This is a genomic window from Butyrivibrio sp. XPD2002, assembly GCF_000423945.1.
Taxonomy (GTDB): Bacteria; Bacillota; Clostridia; order Lachnospirales; family Lachnospiraceae; genus Butyrivibrio.
In genome coordinates this window covers 1-17051 of the sequence record NZ_AUIY01000001.1, presented here as the reverse complement: position 1 = coordinate 17051, position 17051 = coordinate 1, and the positions used below count along the sequence as shown (strand labels likewise).

The 17051-nt window shown below is 43.0% G+C and carries 12 protein-coding genes; 3 read left to right on the top strand and 9 right to left on the bottom strand.

Going from position 1 to position 17051, the window contains the following annotated elements:
* Positions 1–40: 40 nt before the first annotated feature.
* A complete protein-coding gene (locus G587_RS0100060; protein ID WP_026490548.1) occupies positions 41–2005 on the bottom strand; it encodes an EAL domain-containing protein in 1965 nt (654 codons plus the stop codon).
* Positions 2006–2157: 152 nt separating this feature from the next.
* A complete protein-coding gene (locus G587_RS0100055) occupies positions 2158–4248 on the bottom strand; it encodes an elongation factor G (RefSeq protein WP_026490547.1) in 2091 nt (696 codons plus the stop codon).
* A gap of 264 nt (positions 4249–4512) precedes the next feature.
* Here G587_RS0100055 and G587_RS0100050 point away from each other — a divergent pair, with 264 nt between their 5' ends.
* Together G587_RS0100050 and aroA are read left to right on the top strand one after the other, a co-directional pair.
* Positions 4513–5613: a prephenate dehydrogenase/arogenate dehydrogenase family protein gene (locus G587_RS0100050; RefSeq protein ID WP_026665826.1), complete on the top strand. Its 1101-nt coding sequence runs from the start codon at positions 4513–4515 to the stop codon at positions 5611–5613.
* A 47-nt stretch (positions 5614–5660) separates the two neighbouring features.
* Positions 5661–6992 carry a 3-phosphoshikimate 1-carboxyvinyltransferase gene (gene aroA, locus G587_RS0100045; RefSeq protein WP_026490545.1) on the top strand — a complete coding sequence of 444 codons (1332 nt, stop codon included), beginning with the start codon at positions 5661–5663 and terminating at the stop codon, positions 6990–6992.
* Between the two features lie 62 nt (positions 6993–7054).
* Here aroA and G587_RS0100040 read toward each other — a convergent pair whose 3' ends face one another.
* The 6 genes from G587_RS0100040 to pheS form a co-directional block, all read right to left on the bottom strand.
* Entirely contained in the window at positions 7055–8305 is a 1251-nt protein-coding gene (locus G587_RS0100040; RefSeq protein WP_026490544.1) for a nucleotide sugar dehydrogenase, read from the bottom strand.
* Positions 8306–8316: 11 nt separating this feature from the next.
* Positions 8317–8661, bottom strand: coding sequence for a PilZ domain-containing protein (locus G587_RS0100035; RefSeq protein ID WP_026490543.1), 345 nt, complete (start codon positions 8659–8661; stop codon positions 8317–8319).
* Between the two features lie 48 nt (positions 8662–8709).
* The gene (gene queA, locus G587_RS0100030) at positions 8710–9789 is read right to left on the bottom strand and encodes a tRNA preQ1(34) S-adenosylmethionine ribosyltransferase-isomerase QueA (protein ID WP_305803597.1); all 1080 of its coding nucleotides are present in this window, start codon (positions 9787–9789) and stop codon (positions 8710–8712) included.
* Between the two features lie 100 nt (positions 9790–9889).
* Complete coding sequence (locus tag G587_RS0100025) at positions 9890–11386, bottom strand: aminopeptidase (RefSeq protein WP_026490541.1); 1497 nt, start codon at positions 11384–11386, stop codon at positions 9890–9892.
* An 87-nt stretch (positions 11387–11473) separates the two neighbouring features.
* Positions 11474–13894 (bottom strand): phenylalanine--tRNA ligase subunit beta, encoded by a 2421-nt coding sequence (pheT, locus tag G587_RS0100020; protein WP_026490540.1) that lies wholly within the window; start codon positions 13892–13894, stop codon positions 11474–11476.
* A 46-nt stretch (positions 13895–13940) separates the two neighbouring features.
* Complete coding sequence (pheS, locus tag G587_RS0100015; RefSeq protein ID WP_026490539.1) at positions 13941–14960, bottom strand: phenylalanine--tRNA ligase subunit alpha; 1020 nt, start codon at positions 14958–14960, stop codon at positions 13941–13943.
* Between the two features lie 392 nt (positions 14961–15352).
* Between pheS and G587_RS0100010 the strand changes: the two genes are divergently transcribed.
* Entirely contained in the window at positions 15353–16708 is a 1356-nt protein-coding gene (locus tag G587_RS0100010; protein ID WP_026490538.1) for an MATE family efflux transporter, read from the top strand.
* A 99-nt stretch (positions 16709–16807) separates the two neighbouring features.
* Here G587_RS0100010 and G587_RS0100005 read toward each other — a convergent pair.
* A partial coding sequence (locus G587_RS0100005; RefSeq protein WP_155829392.1) for an IS3 family transposase occupies positions 16808–17051 on the bottom strand: 244 nt, incomplete at its 5' end.

Below are 17051 nucleotides of genomic sequence, written 5' to 3'. Positions count from 1 at the left end.
ATCATATTAAAGTGCCATATTCAAGCGAGGTACCTCAGTTCTATGTTATGGAAGTCATCCTTTTTTTGGTAAAATATTTGCCCAGATTCTCAATTGGCGCAGGCTTTGCGTAATGATAGCCCTGAATATAATCGAATCCTCTGTCGATACTGAATTTCTTCTGGGTCTCATCCTCGACACCCTCAACCAGAGTAACAAAGCCATTTTTCTTGAAAAATTCGATCATATAGGTAATGATATCGTCTACGCGGTCGTCCTGAATAGATTTATAGAGAAGTGATTTATCGAACTTAATGGTCTGAACCGGAACATCAACAACTCTCTCGAGATTTGAATAGCCTGTTCCGAAATCATCCATATAAAGCTGTATACCTTCCTTGTTAAGCATATCCATATTGTGCTTAACAGCTTCATAGTTGTCCGCCATCATGGACTCTGTAAGCTCAAGTCTTATCATCTTCTGATCAACCTTGTAGCTGTGGATTATGTCCATAATTTCCTTATAGAAGGTCTTATCAGTAAAATCTGCAGTTGAACAGTTTATCGTCACTGCATCAAAATCATACTCCTCTGAGAGCTTTTCCAGAGCCTTACAGACCTTGTGCATCATTATAACGGTTAGAGCATGGATACAGTTGTTCTTCTCTGCGATCTGGATAAATGCATCCGGAGGAATCATCTTTCCATCTATTGTAAGTCTCATCAGTGCCTCTGCTGACCTGAACTCATCCTTCTCTACACTGTAGATAGGCTGGGCATAGCAAAGAATACGTTCATCCTCGGGATCCATCTTAACCCTGATATCCATAAGCGCCTGCTCGATCTTAAATACTTCATCAAACTCTCTGAAGTCTCTGCCATTGGCGAAGTAATACACATTTTCTCCATCCTTGAGCTTCTGTTCTCTCATGTACCACATGAAGAGCTGTGACCATTTATTACCAACTGCAGCAAACCTTCTGCTATCTCCGCAAACACCAAGGAAATAATGAATATGCTCCTCTGTTCTTTCATGGAAATTATCCAGAATATCTCTTATATGTTCCGCATAATTCTCGGCGTCAGAGCGCTCCTTTGTCTCAATAACAGATACAAAGGTTCCAAAGTTTACCCTATAGAGGAAAATCTTATTAGATATTCTCTCAATTTCCCTGCAGACTCTTGCCATCTCCACAGTAAGACCATCATAGTCAGGTGTAAAGGAACTATCCGTGATCTGGGGGAAATCAATATATGCCAGGTAGAAAATCCTCCCCCTTCTTGTATTTGTCAAAAACTTACTTTCAAGAGCGCTCAGATTCTGACATCCGGTCTCTTCATCATAGGGATTTGAATGGAAAAGCTGATAGAGAATAACCAGCGGCATTACGTAAGTCGCACCTGTGAAAATTGAGTGTCTGGCAATTATCTGAGCCACAAGAAATACAAGTTCTACAGGTAATAATATGAGTGCTGCTCTTATAACAATTCTTGAAACATAACGCCTTCTCAAGAAACATGCAAAAGTGCAGATAAGCACACAAACAATACCTGCAACACAGTAAAATCTTGTAAAATGAGATATATCTATGCCATCAGTTCTGACAAAATACAGATTCTTCATTGCAACCTGATAAATCACACCTGCAAAGTATATAGTTGCAACGAGAACATAGAGCATTACTATTACAGATTTTTTCTTCAATCTTTTCTCACTTAAGAGATTCACATAATTGAATATGAGGATAAGAATAAAAAGATATAAAACCAGAAAAAGTACAAGTAATGCCGTAAATGAATTTCTATCATAATAGGTTTCAACATTACTTGCGACTTCTACTATCATTATCTGAGTTGCAGTCGCAAATACAGACACAACAGTTCCCAAAACAAGGAACTTGAAGGATTTTGACTTTTTGGGCTTGGTCAGAGATATAAAAATCAAAAGAAGCACAGCAAAAAGAAGGCTGGCATATTCTCCGATTATGTCATATCTTAACCCCATATGCATTCCAAATTGTGGCATATCAATTCCTCACAAAAAGCATACTTATGCATCATCAGATTTATCGTATCATATAGATATAAGCACGCTTTTAAAAAACTATAAAAAAATAATAAAGAGCTGACATTTCGTAAATTTAAATGTCAGCTCTTTTATAGTCATTTTATTACAGCTTAATCTTCTATGCTGTTTTCCTTAACCTTTTCAGCTCTTGCTGCAACTTCCTTCTGCTGAATATCTGAAGGAGCCTGCTCGTAGCGAGCGAAACTATATTCATAGTCTCCTGCGCCACCTGTCATGGATCTTAAGGTTGTGCAATATCCATAGAGTTCCATCATCGGGATATCAGCCTCGATAACCTGCTTGCCATCGCCGGTAGGATTCATTCCAAGTACGCGGCCTCTTCTCTTGTTAAGGTCACCCATTACGTCACCGGTGAATGCATCCGGAACAGTAACCTTAAGTGTAGCAATGGGCTCTAAAAGAACAGGTGTAGCTTCCATGAAGCCCTTCTTGAAGGCGTTGCTTGCTGCAACCTTGAATGCCATTTCTGAAGAGTCAACCGGGTGATAGGATCCATCATAAAGTGTAGCCTTTACACCGACAACGGGATAAGCTGCAAGAGGTCCTCTCTGAGAAGCCTCAGCAATACCCTTCTCAACTGCCGGGAAGTAGTTCTTCGGAACAGCACCACCTACTACAACCTGATCAAAGATATAAGCCTTTGTATCGTCGCCTGAAGGCTCGAAACGCATCTTAACGTGTCCATACTGTCCGTGACCACCGGTCTGCTTCTTATACTTGTACTCTACATCTGAGTTCTTGCGGATTGTCTCTCTGAAAGCTACCTTCGGCTTATCGAGATCAATACCAACCTTGTACTCGTTAAGGAGCTTACTTACAGCGATCTCAAGGTGCATATCACCCATACCATAGATAAGTGACTGATGATTCTCTGCATCGTTTACAACCTTAAGAGTTGCATCCTCAGCTGAAAGCTTGGCAAGTGACTGAGCGATCTTATCGATATCAGCCTTGTTCTGTGCCTTATATCTCATGTATGTGTAAGGCTCGGAAATATCCATCTTAGCATACTGTACAGGATTAGCCTTTGTTGAAAGTGTATCACCTGTAGAGATATCAAGCTTCTGAAGGGCACCGAAATCACCTGCGTGAAGCTCGGGAACTTCAATAGTCTTGTTGCCCTGCATTACATAGATCTTACCGATCTTAACTTCTGTATCCTTATTGGAATCGTACATAACGTCATCAGTCTTGATAACACCTGAACGAACCTTGATCATTGAATACTTTCCAATGAAAGGATCCATCATTGTCTTAAATACAAAAGCTGTCTTCGGCTTGGAGAAATCGAAGTTAGCTTCGAAAATCTCATTGGTCTTCATGTTGATGCCGGCCATCTTGCGGTTCTCAGGTGCAGGCATGTACTTAATGATATCATCAAGCAGTGTGTAAACACCCTGTGCAAGAATACTTGATCCCATCTCAATGGGAACGATTGAACCGTCACATACGTTGTTTCTAAGTGCAGATCTGATCTCCTGCTCTGAGAAGATCTCTCCGCTGAAGTATCTGTCCATGAACTCTTCACTGGTCTCAGCAACTGCTTCCATGAGAGTATCACGATACTGACTCAGATATTCCTTGTTATAATCAGGAACCTCGCACTCAACTGCGTCCTTGCCTTCCCAACGGAAGCCCTTTTCCTGAATAACATTTACGTAACCAACAAACTTCTCATTCTCACGAATAGGAAGATTGAAGGGTGCTATCTTCTTTCCATATTTATCTGTAAGGTCCTGAACTACCTGTCTGTAGGATGCATCATCGATATCCATATCTGAAACGAAGAACATACGAGGGATACCATACTTTTCGCAAAGATCCCATGCTCTCTCTGTTCCGACTTCAACACCGGCCTTACCGGAAACTACGATGATCGCTGCATCAGCAACGCTCATTGCTTCCTGTACTTCGCCAACGAAATCAAAGAATCCGGGTGAATCAAGAACGTTTATCTTGTGTCCATCCCACTCCATTGCAATGTTGGTAGTGCTGATTGAAAACTGACGCTTCTGTTCCTCTTTATCAAAGTCACTGACGGTATTTCCATCAGATACTTTACCCATTCGGGAAGTAATTCCGGAGAGGTAAGCCATTGCTTCCGCCAGGGAAGTCTTGCCGGCTCCACCATGGCCTAAGAGTACGACGTTGCGTATTTTGTCACTTGTGTAAACTTTCATATCTTGCTCCTCCAAGTCTTAAATTATGTTGGGAAAAAATAATGAAGTATTTTTTAGATTCCCCCTAACCCTATGGATATATTTTACTAAAATTGTGCATACAATACAAGTAATTCGGTCAAATTTGCACAATTGGGTAAAAAACATCCAATTAATAGATGTTGTAAAATCAAATCGATTGATTTTCGCACTTTAACGTGATATAGTGTAAACTGTTCAAGGCTTTTTTATACTACTAAATATGTACTTTCCAAGGAGTTTTTCATGAATACAGATAATCTGACCTGTGGTTTTATAGGTCTTGGTCTTATCGGCGGTTCAATGGCCAGAGCCCTGAAAGCCAAGAATCCTAAGATCCGCATTATTTCATATACACCCCATCCCGAAACATCACTCAAGGCTAAAGAGGATGGAATCGTTGACGAAGCCTGTGAGAAGGTTGATGAGAGATTTTCAGAGTGCGACTACATTTTCCTGTGCGCACCGATTGAAAGAAATAATGATAATCTTTCTCTTATAAAGCCTTATCTCAATCCTAAGACAACACTTACTGATATCGGCTCTGTTAAGACAAGCATCCATGAGCATGTTAAGGAGCTTGGACTTGAGGAGCAGTTTATCGGCGGCCATCCCATGGCAGGTACCGAGAGAATCGGTTACATAAACTCTAAAGCTTCTATTTTAGAGAACGCTTTTTATATTCTTACAAAAACAGAAAAGACAACCGACGAACGAATTGAAAACTACAGGGAGTTGGTTGAGATGATGGGCGCTACACCGCTTATTATCCCCTATGAGCAGCACGACTTCATAACAGCTGCAGTAAGCCATGTTCCTCACGTTATAAGCGGATGCCTTGTTAATCTTGTTCATGACAGCGACTCAGAGGACGGTCTTATGAAAATGATCGCCGCAGGTGGCTTTAAGGATATAACCAGAATTTCATCATCTTCACCTGTTATGCTTCAGCAGATATGTCTTACAAATCACAAGAACATATCCGTACTGCTTGATAAGTACATCAGCTATTTAAATGAGATGAAGGCAGTTATAGATGATGTTGACGGCAACGGTCTTATGGATTTCTTCTCATCCGCAAGGGAATACAGAGATTCCTTCAATGACCTTAGACGCGGTCCTATCCAGAAGACCTATGTTATCCGTGTTGATATCGCAGATGAGCCCGGTAACATCGCATCAGTTGCCACTCTTCTTTCCGTCAACGGAATCAACATCAAGAATATCGGCATTGTCCATAACAGAGAATTCGAACACGGTACATTAAGTATAGAATTTCATGATGACAAAGCCATGGAAAAAGCATTAAAATTATTAGAAACTCACGGATATCCGTCAGTTGACTGATACCCTTTGACACACTAACTTTTACTTGAAAAAAGAGGGAACCAACCATGATCAGTATTGAAAAAAGCACAAAGCCTTTAACCGGCAATGTATTTGTTCCGGGGGACAAATCAATTTCTCACAGAAGCATCATGTTCGGTGCTATTTCTGAAGGAGCCACAGAGATAACAGGTTTCTTAAAAAGTGGAGACTGTCTCTCCACAATTGAATGTTTTAAACAGCTCGGTATCCTTATTGAGCATTCCCAGAGACCCATGAACGGTGTTCCTACCATAACCGTACACGGTAAAGGACTTCACGGTCTCCATGCTCCGTCTTCTACTCTTTATACCGGCAACAGCGGAACCACAACCCGCTTATTATCTGGAATTCTGGCTGCGCAGCCCTTCGATTCCATGATCACAGGTGACAGCTCAATTGAAAAACGTCCGATGAGCAGAATCATCAAGCCCCTTACACAGATGGGTGCTGATATCAGCTCTGCTCTTGGCAATGACTGTGCTCCTCTTATGATCAAAGGTGGTAAGAGACTTCGCGGCATATCCTATCACAGCCCTGTTGCTTCTGCTCAGGTTAAATCCTGTGTTATTCTCGCAGGCCTTTATGCAGAAACAGATACAGTAGTTTATGAGCCCGCGCTTAGCAGAAACCATACAGAGATAATGCTTCGTGCATTCGGTGCTGATATCCATGACGAGGTTGATGTTAAAGGTGGCTCCTCCGCTATCCTGCATCCGGGACTCCCTCTTCGTGGAATCAAGGTAAATGTGCCCGGAGATATTTCTTCAGCAGCATATTTCATCGCAGCTGCACTCCTTGTTCCCGGCTCTGACATCATCATTCACAATGTTGGAATCAACAAGACAAGATCCGGAATTCTCAGCATCCTCACTCAGATGGGCGCTGATATCCAGCTTGAAAACGTAGATGAATCAATTGAGCCAAGAGCTGATCTTCACGTAAGATACTCAGAGCTTCACGGTAATGAAAACGGACGCTTCGAGGTATCAGGAAAGCTTATCCCGACCATGATCGACGAGCTTCCCATCTTTGCTGTAGTTGCCGCAACAGCTGATTGCACCACTATAATCAAGGATGCAGCGGAGCTTAAGGTAAAGGAATCAAACAGAATCGATACCGTATGCAATAACCTGAAGGCCATGGGCGCTGATATAGAGCCCACAGATGACGGAATGATAATTCATGGCGGTAAGCCACTTCATGCTACCGATATCGATTGCAACAACGATCACAGAATAGCAATGAGCTTTGCAGTTGCTGCTCTTGCTGCCGAAGGTTCAACAAGAATTCTTGATGATAAGTGCGTTGGAATATCTTATCCGGACTTCTTTAAGGATCTTAAAAATCTCACAAAATAAAACAAAGTCATGCGATTTGAAACAAATCGCATGACTCTTATTTTTTGTCTTAAATGTATAGATTAGTCTCTTCTGAAGATATCTCTTGAATAAACCTTATCTGCTACATCATCGAGGCAGGAATCGTATCTGTTAGCGATGATCGCTGCACTCTTCTTTTTAAACTCATCAAGGTCATTAACCACGTGGCTTCCGAAGAATGTGGTTCCGTTTTCAAGTGAAGGCTCGTAAATAATTACGGTTGCACCCTTAGCCTTGATTCTCTTCATAACACCCTGAATACTGCTCTGACGGAAGTTATCTGAATTACTCTTCATTGTAAGTCTGTAAACACCGATGATAACCTCGTGCTCCTTCTTAGCATCATAGGACTCACTGTTACCGTAAGCGCCTGCGATATCAAGAACTCTGTCAGCTATGAAATCCTTACGTGTTCTGTTGGACTCAACGATAGCCTCGATAAGGTTCTCCGGGACATCAGAATAGTTAGCAAGAAGCTGCTTAGTATCCTTAGGCAGGCAGTATCCGCCGTAACCAAAGGAAGGGTTATTATAGAAATCACCAACTCTGGGATCGAGGCATACGCCCCTGATGATCTGATCAGTGTTGAGGTTCTTCATCTCAGCATAGGTATCAAGCTCGTTGAAGTATGATACTCTGAGTGCAAGATATGTATTTGCAAAAAGCTTAACTGCTTCAGCCTCTGTGAAGCCCATGAAAAGAACATCTACGTTTTCCTTAAGTGCTCCCTCCTTCAAAAGCTCTGCGAAGGTATCAGCAGCCTTTTTAAGCTCAGCGTCATTCTCATCCATTCCCACGATAATACGGCTGGGATAGAGGTTATCATAGAGAGCCTTGGACTCTCTAAGGAACTCAGGGCTAAAGAGCACCTTATCTGTTCCCATCTTCTCTCTTACTTTTCTGGTGTAACCAACGGGAATAGTACTCTTGATTACCATGTAGGCGTTAGGATTAACCTTCTTAACAAGGTCAATTACAGCCTCAACAGCACTGGTATCAAAGTAGTTCTTCTTACTGTCATAGTTGGTAGGAGCTGCGATAACTACGAAATCAGCGTCCTTATAAGCAGCCTCTCCGTCTGTTGTTGCAGTAAGATCAAGCTCTTTTTCTGCAAAATATTTCTCAATGTAGTCATCCTGGATGGGTGAAATACGCTTATTAAGCATCTCAACCTTCTCAGGAACAATGTCTACAACTGTCACCTTATGCTTCTGTGACAGTAAAGTAGCGATTGAAAGTCCGACATAGCCGGCACCTGCAACCGCAATCTGTAAGTCTTTAAATTCGCGCATAATATAATCCTTTACATTTCCTCGAGTGTATCCTGAACAGTCTCATAAACAGAGATTCTCTGTCTGTCATATTCAGGCATTCCGATGAAAATAGCACCATATTCATAGCTATCCTCAAGGGCAGTTCCTCGAACGATTTTAATGAATACATGAAGAACCTCTTTAGTCCAAATGGTGAGGTTACATTCATAGTTATCCCCCATGGTAAGCTGTAAGTCTGACTGAAATCCCATTCCTGCACGGGAACAGTTTATAACTGAAATAGCAACTGCCTCCGGCTCTGAAGTAGAGCAAATAGGTTTCATGATGAGCTCACCATCAAGGTCAAGCCTTTTGTATTTTCTTCTCTCTTCCATAATTTCCCCCTCAGATAAATAATGTTCGATTTAGAAAATAATTATATCTTAAATCTCATCATCCGTAAAGAAACATGCATCGCCAAAGCTAAAGAATCTGTAACGTTTTTCGATAGCTTCATTGTATGCGTTAAGCACATTTTCTCTGCCTGCAAGTGCTGAAACAAGCATAACAAGCGTTGATTCCGGAAGATGGAAATTTGTTATAAGGCAATCTGTGACCTTAAACTTATAGCCCGGATAAATGAAAATGGATGTATTATCTGCACAGGGCTCGATATGTCCGTTTTCACCGGCAGCGCTCTCGATGGTTCTGCAGCTGGTTGTTCCAACACAGATAACCCGATGTCCGCTCTCCTTTGCCTTATTTATCTTATCCGCAGCTTCTTTATTAACCTGATACCACTCTGTGTGCATATGATGCTCAAGAACGTTAGTAACCTTAACAGGTCTGAAGGTTCCAAGTCCCACATGTAGTGTTACATACGCAAGATCAATTCCCTTGTCCTGGATTTTCTTTAAAAGCTCCTGAGTAAAGTGAAGACCTGCTGTGGGCGCAGCTGCTGATCCCTCATACTTTGCATAAACTGTCTGGTACATATTCTTGTCCTGAAGTTTATGTGTGATATAAGGCGGAAGCGGCATCTCTCCAAGCTTATCAAGCACCTCCTCAAAGATTCCTTCGTAGGAAAACTGAACAAGTCTGTTACCCTCTTCAACAATATCAAGGATCTTAGCATTAAGAAGTCCTTCTCCGAAGATAACCTCTGCGCCGGGGCGAAGCTTCTTCCCGGGCTTAACAAGTGTCTCCCAAATATCATTCTCTCTTCTCTTGAGAAGAAGTATCTCAACTGCAGCGCCTGTATCCTTCTTGGTTCCAAGAAGACGTGCAGGGATAACCTTTGTGTCATTTAACACGAGGCAGTCACCGGGCTTAAGATAGTCGATGATATCATGAAAAATCTTATGGGTAGTCTTACCCGTATTCTTATTCATTACAAGAAGCTTTGCATCATCGCGGGCAGGAAGCGGGTCCTGAGCGATAAGTTCCTCGGGAAGATCAAAATAATAATCGCTGGTGCGAAGACCCAGATTAGGGTCCGCCGCACCTGAATTTGTAATACTCAATATTTTTCTCCTAAAAATTCATAAGGAAATTCTGCTCTCGGGCTAAAGCCCTCGCCAGAACAAAGTTCGATCACGCAAATCAAAGATTTGCTATCTCACTTTACATATTCGTAAGACTAGCCTTATTCAGGAATGTCTTGTAGCCTCTGTATGCCTCATAGACATCAGCCTTGGAAGTAGCTTCATAAGGTGCGTGCATGTTAAGAACTGCTACGCCGCTATCAATAACATTCATTCCGTAAAGTGCAAGGATGTAAGCGATTGTTCCGCCACCACCTACGTCTACCTTACCAAGCTCAGCCATCTGGAATTCCACATCATCCTCTTCGAAGATGCTTCTAAGATGAGCGATGTACTCAGCGTTAGCATCATTGGAGCCTGACTTTCCACGGCTGCCTGTAAACTTACTAAATACAGGGCCATAGCCAAGAAGTGATGCATTCTTCTTCTCAAACTGACCTGCGTAAAGCGGATCGAATGCAGCGTTAACATCAGATGAAAGCATGCAGGAATTTGCAAGGCATCTTCTGAGCTTAAGCTCGCTGTACTCACCACAGAGATTCATAAGCTCTGCAACAGCGTTCTCAAAGAACTTACTCTGCATACCTGTAGCGCCTACGCTACCGATCTCTTCCTTGTCAACAAGGATGCAACAGCCTGTTCTCTTAAGGTTCTTAACATCAAGGAGTGCCTCCATTGAAGGATATGCACATACTCTGTCGTCCTGACCATAAGCAAGGATCATTGAACGGTCAAAGCCTGCGTCTCTTGCCTTTCCTGCAGGAACGATCTCGAGCTCTGCTGAAAGGAAGTCCTCCTCCTCGATACCGTAAAGATCATAGAGGATTCCAAGGATACCACGCTTAACAGCGTCGCTTACCTTGCCGCTCTCTTCCTTAACTTCCTTCTCATAGGATACAGCATACTGCTGACCATCTGTGAGCTTGCTGTTTTTCTTATCAGCCTTCTTCTTATCATCACTCTCGATAACGAAGGGTCTGCTTCCAACAACAAGATCAAGAGCCTCACCCTCTACTACATTGGAGGCCTTCTTGCCCATAAGATCAGCTGAAAGGTGAATAAGAAGATCACTGATGAAGAATACCGGATCGTCCTCATCCTCACCTACATTAAGCTGTACTGTTGTGCCGTCCTTCTTTACAACTACGCCGTGAATTGAAAGCGGAATAGTAACATACAGATATTTCTTGATACCACCATAGTAGTGAGTATCAAGGTAAGCAATGTTTGTATCCTCATAAAGGGGATTCTGCTTAACATCCATTCTGGGAGAATCGATATGAGCACCCAGGATGTTCATACCGTTCTCAAAGGGCTCGGAACCGATCTGGAACATAACAATAGACTTGTTCATCCAAACGCTGTAAACCTTGTCGCCCTTCTTAAGCTTTGTGTTCTTGCCGATGAGAGTGTTGAGCTCTCTGTAGCCCTTTTCCTCGATCTCGTTTACGATTGTGTCAATCGCTTCACGCTCTGTCTTTGCGTTATCAAGGAATGTCTTATAGTTGTCAGTAAATGACTCTAATTCTTTTAACTGCTTTGCAGTGTATTTTGTCCATACGTTGGTTCTTTTCATATGTTCTCCTTTCCCCTCATCCGCCCTTCGGGCACCTTCCCCCTCTGGGGGAAGGTGTCAGCGAAGCTGACGGATGAGGGTTCATAATCAACTTCTAAGCTTAATATTCAGGCTCTCAAGGCCATTCAATATCTTCTTCATAGCTGCATTGATCTCATCATCTGCAAGGGTTTTTTCCTTGTCTCTGAATGCAAGTGAATAAGCCATGGACTTGAAGCCCTTCTCAATCTGAGATCCCTCATAAATATCGAAAAGTTCAAGCTTCTCAAGCTTCTTACCACCGCGCTGTCTGATCATCTTCTCGATGTTGCCGGCTGTTACATCTGTAGGAACTACCATACTGATGTCTCTTGTTACAGCAGGGAACTTAGCGATTCCTGTGTAAACACGGTTGTAGCTTGCGTGAGGAACGATTGCAGGAAGATCAAGAACTGCAACATAAGCTCTTGAACCGATTCCATAGTTATCAAGTACTTCAGGATGAACCTCACCAAGATAACCGATTGTCTCTCCCTTGAAGCTGATAAGTGCCTGACGTCCGGGATGAAGGAAAGGCTTACCTGCCTTAGCATCATACTCAAGCTCGTCAGCCATACCGATCTGTCCAAGGAACTCCTCAACAGCACCCTTCATTGTGAAGAAGTCGCCATCACCGTAGAAACCAAGAACAAACTGTGCTCTCTCATCGGGAAGTTCCTTAAGAGGAAGCTCCTTAGCGATGTAGATATTAGCTATCTCGTAAAGCTTAACATCCTTGTTTCTGCGCTTGAAGTTAGTTGCAAGGCTTGTAAGGATAACGTTAAGCGGGATTGTTCTCATAATTGAGAAGTCCTCACCAAGAGGGTTTGAAATTGTAATTGCATTTCTCTCAGGAGCATCCTCAGGTAAAAGAAGCTTATCAAATACCTTGGGGCTCTCGAAGGAATAGCCGTAAGCCTGTGAGAAGCCGCAGAACTGTGCAACCTCACGAGCTGTCTTCTCAACAGTCATCTTGAATGTAAGCTTACCTGTTGTAGGTGCATTCTTAGGAAGTGTAGAAGGAATCTTGTCATAGCCATAGAATCTTGCAACCTCCTCAGCGATGTCACAGAAGCCTACAAGGTCCTGTCTGAAGCTGGGGATAATAATCTCGTTTGAAGCCTCGTCATATACAAGCTCTTCTCTTGCAAAGATATCAAGCATAGTCTGTCTGTCGATATCTGTACCAAGAAGCTTGTTGATTCTCTCGGGCTCAAACTTAATTCTGTTCAGAGGCTTGATAGGTGATTTTGCCTCAACAATTCCAGATGTTACCTTACCACAGCCAAGCTCGTTAACAAGCTGACATGCACGATTGATAGCATCCTCAGCGTTGTTAGGATCAAGACCCTTTTCAAAGAAGCCAGAAGCATCAGTACGAAGGCCGATTCTCTTAGCACTCTTACGGATGTTGGGACCATTGAAGGTAGCAGCCTCAAAGAGAACTGTCTTAGCACCCTCTGTGATCATTGAGTTCTCACCACCCATGATACCGCCGATAGCTACTTCCTTTTCGCCATCACAGATCATGATAACTTCGCTGTCGAGATTTCTCTCCTGACCGTCAAGAGTTACAAACTTCTCGCCGTCCTGTGCTCTCTTAACAACGATCTTGTTGCCAGCGATTGTTGAAAGGTCGAATGCATGCATGGGCTGACCATACTCAAGCATTACATAGTTAGTAATATCAACAATATTGTTTATAGGTCTTACACCGTTAGCAGCAAGTCTTCTCTGCATCCACTCGGGTGAAGGACCAACCTCTATATCTGTACAAACCCTTGCGCAGTAACGTGAGCAAAGATCTGCATCCTTGATCTCAACTGAAATATAATCAGAAGCCTTCTCAGAAGTCTCCTCAACCTTAACCTCAGGAGCCTTGAAGGGAAGCTTGAAGGTAGCTGCTGTTTCTCTTGCAATACCAAGAATGCTGTAGCAGTCTACGCGGTTACTTGTTACTTCAAATTCGAATACTGTATCGTGAAGACCGAGCACCTCTACTGCGTCAGCTCCAACCTCTGTATCCTCAGGAAGAATATAAAGTCCGTCCTCGGGAGCATCCGGATAGAAATCCTTTGATGAACCAAGCTCCTCGATAGAGCACATCATACCTGCACTGGGAACACCGCGAAGCTTGCCAGCCTTGATCTTGATTCCTTCCTCAGGATTCGGGCTGCCGTCATGTCCGCCTGCAACTCTTCCGCCATCAAGAACAACAGGAACCTTATCGCCTTCCTTCATGTTCTTTGCACCGGTAACGATCTGAATCATTTCAGAGCCGATGTTAACCTGGCAGATAACCAGTTTGTCAGCGTCCGGATGAGGCTCGATCTTGTCGATCTGACCTACAACAATTTTCTCTAAATTTTTATCAAGGCGATGAAATCCTTCGCCCTTTGTTCCGGAAAGTGTAAGTGCATCAAGGATTTCCTGATCACTTGCATTCAAATCCGGTACGTATACTTTAAGCCAATTTAAATTAGCATCCATATTTCTAATCTCCTTTTTATGTAATAACCTCGCTAAGTGATTACTTTTAGAACTGCTCTAAGAATCGTATGTCGTTCTCGTACAGGAGACGCATGTCATCAATCTCATATTTAAGCACTGCAATTCTCTCAAGACCGAGACCGAATGCAAAGCCGGTGTACTCGTTAGGATCGATTCCACTCATCTCAAGAACGTGAGGATGAACCATACCGCAGCCAAGGATCTCAATCCATCCTTCGCCCTTACAGAAACGGCATCCCTTACCACCGCACTTAAAGCAGCTTACGTCCATCTCAGCAGAAGGCTCTGTGAATGGGAAGTGATGAGGTCTGAATTTAACCTTAACGTCCTCCCCGAAGATCTCCTTGGCAAACTCAGCAAGAGTTCCCTTAAGATCAGCAAAGGTGATGTCCTTATCGATAACAAGACCCTCGATCTGGTGGAAGCTGGGGCTGTGTGTAGCATCAACTTCATCTGCTCTGAAAACACGACCGGGAGCGATCATCTTAATAGGAAGCTTACCCTTCTCCATCTCATGAACCTGAGTTGAAGATGTCTGTGTACGAAGAAGAAGATCTCCTGAAATATAGAAAGTATCCTGCTCATCCTTTGCAGGGTGATCTGCAGGGATATTAAGTGCCTCAAAGTTGTAATAGTCCTTCTCAACCTCAGGACCCTCAGCAACCTCATAACCCATTCCGATGAAGACATTCTCAACGTCCTCAAGAGTGATGGTATTGGGATGACGGTGACCTACGTTATTCTTCTTTGCAGGAAGTGTAACGTCGATAGTCTCGCTGGCAAGCTTAGCCTCGCGGACAGCAGCCTCCATCTTCTTCTTTGTAAACTCGAGGTTCTTTTCGATTTCCTCTCTTACTTCATTTACCATCTGGCCAACCTTGGGTCTGTCCTCAGGTGCCACATCCTTCATGCTCTTAAGGATACTTGTAAGTTCTCCCTTTTTACCAAGGATAGTTACGCGAACATCATTAAGCTTATCAAGACTTTCTGTCTCTTCGATCTGCTTAAGCGCACTTTCCCTGATTTTTTCTAACTGCTCTTTGATCATGTTTACCTCCTAAAAAATAAAATCCCTTACATCGTTAAAGATGTAAGGGACGAATATAATCCGCGGTACCACCCTGATTCCTGCCATAAATACATGACAGACACTCATTTTAATCTTAAATTGTAGCTCCGATGCGAAATTTCCGAACTGTCTTTACCAGACAGGCTTCCAGCCAGTGACCTGTCTCTCTATTATGGAAAACAGAACATCCCGGGGACACGCCCCACATCATCAACGCTCTGCCCATTAGTTTAACTACGAGCAAATAAAAAGTCAAGGTGAACCCCATAAATTTATGGTAGGAAAATATCATGTCCCGTCTGTTATTATACTATTTAGTTGTGTTAATATTATTAATCGTACACAACAATTTCAGATAGGATGACATCATGAATCGCAACAAGAAAAAATATCGTTCACAAATATTAAAATTAACAATCCCGATCGTACTTCAAAATCTGTTAAGCGTCGCAGTAAACTCAGCTGACGTGGTTATGCTCAACTATGTGGGACAAAGCCATATATCAGCAGTTTCTCTTGCTGCCCAGTATGCCAGCGTTCTGTTTATGATTTTCTATGGTCTTGGTACCGGAGTTACCATGCTCTGCTCCCAGTACTATGGAAAAGGCGACATGAAGGCCATAGATGTTATAGAAGGCATCGCTCTTAGATTTTCACTTCTGGCCGCATTTGCATTTGGCGCATGTGCCATGTTCTTCCCAAGATATATGATGCGCGTGTTCACTCCTGACCCGGAGCTCATCACCATCGGAGCCTCATACCTCAGGAACATCAGCGTCGCTTATATCTGCTGGGGTGTTATCGAGATATACCTTTCTACCCTCAGAAGTATAGGAAGAGTCACCATCTCAACAGTTCTGAACACCATAGCCTTTTCGCTTAATATCCTGCTTAACGCGGTGTTCATTTTCGGACTTTTCGGAGCACCGCAGCTTGGTGCCGCAGGTGTTGCTCTTGCAACCTCAATATCAAGAGTTATAGAGCTTATCTTATGTATCATTGTCTCCATCAGAAGTAAAAATGCAAAGCTCAAGCTCTCCTACATGTTTATTAAAAATGATCTGCTTCTCAAGGACTTTTTCAAAATGGCACTTCCTGCCATGCTAAACGATGTATCCTGGGGCCTGGCATTTTCCATGTACTCCGTAATCATCGGACAGTTCCTCGGAAGCGACGTGGTTGCTGCTTATTCCTTCACTTCCCTTGCAAGGAATTTCGGAACGATCCTTTGCTTTGGCGTTGCCAGCGCAGGTGGAATCCTTCTTGGTCAGATAATCGGTGAAAACCGTCTCGAGGATGCGGACGAAGCGTCCAAGACACTTATGAAAATGACAGTGTTATTCGGTGCAATAGGAGGTCTTATAATCTTCCTTCTTATGCCGATATTTCTTAGCTTTGCAAATCTTACACCGCTCGGAAAAGACTATTTAAAAACCATGCTTTTCATAAACACCTATTACGTAATGGGTGCTGCTGTTAATACAACTCTTATCGCAGGAGTATTCAGAGCAGGTGGTGACAGCCGCTGGGGCTTTATCTGTGACACCATCGATATGTGGTGCTACGCTGTTCCACTGGGATTTATAGCCGCTGCACTTCTAAAGCTGCCGCCCATGTGGGTTTACTTCCTTCTCTGCACCGACGAATTTGTAAAATGGCCTTGGGTTATCGGTCACTACAAGAGCAAAAAATGGCTCCGCAATATAACAAGAGATGAATACTAAAAACAAGGGGCTGTCGCACTAAGTGAACTGCTACCCGTCAAGTAGACAATAGAAAAAACAAAATTTTCTGCCATCAGATTGTTGATCTGGTGGCAGTTTTTATGCTACCGCCAGATACTGCTCGTACTTCTCGAATGGTGTTAAAATCCCAAGTTTTCTCTGTAATCGCCTAGTATTGTAGTATTCTATGTAGTCCTCTATCATTTTCACAAGAGTGTCTCTGTCAGTGAATCGGTTCCCATAATACCGTTCGCGTTTAAGTATTCCCCAAAATCCTTCCATCGGACCATTATCGATGCATTTAGCTACACGGGACATGCTTTGTGTCATTCCAGCAGCTTCA

Excerpts from the sequence above, each read along its gene's own strand:
- G587_RS0100035 (WP_026490543.1), bottom strand. The coding sequence starts at position 8,661 with ATGGAAGAGAGAAGAAAATACAAAAGGCTTGACCTTGATGGTGAGCTC.
- G587_RS0100040 (WP_026490544.1), bottom strand. The coding sequence starts at position 8,305 with ATGCGCGAATTTAAAGACTTACAGATTGCGGTTGCAGGTGCCGGCTAT.
- aroA (WP_026490545.1), top strand. The coding sequence starts at position 5,661 with ATGATCAGTATTGAAAAAAGCACAAAGCCTTTAACCGGCAATGTATTT.
- G587_RS0100055 (WP_026490547.1), bottom strand. The coding sequence starts at position 4,248 with ATGAAAGTTTACACAAGTGACAAAATACGCAACGTCGTACTCTTAGGC.
- G587_RS0100050 (WP_026665826.1), top strand. The coding sequence starts at position 4,513 with ATGAATACAGATAATCTGACCTGTGGTTTTATAGGTCTTGGTCTTATC.
- pheT (WP_026490540.1), bottom strand. The coding sequence starts at position 13,894 with ATGGATGCTAATTTAAATTGGCTTAAAGTATACGTACCGGATTTGAAT.
- G587_RS0100060 (WP_026490548.1), bottom strand. The coding sequence starts at position 2,005 with ATGCCACAATTTGGAATGCATATGGGGTTAAGATATGACATAATCGGA.
- G587_RS0100010 (WP_026490538.1), top strand. The coding sequence starts at position 15,353 with ATGAATCGCAACAAGAAAAAATATCGTTCACAAATATTAAAATTAACA.
- G587_RS0100025 (WP_026490541.1), bottom strand. The coding sequence starts at position 11,386 with ATGAAAAGAACCAACGTATGGACAAAATACACTGCAAAGCAGTTAAAA.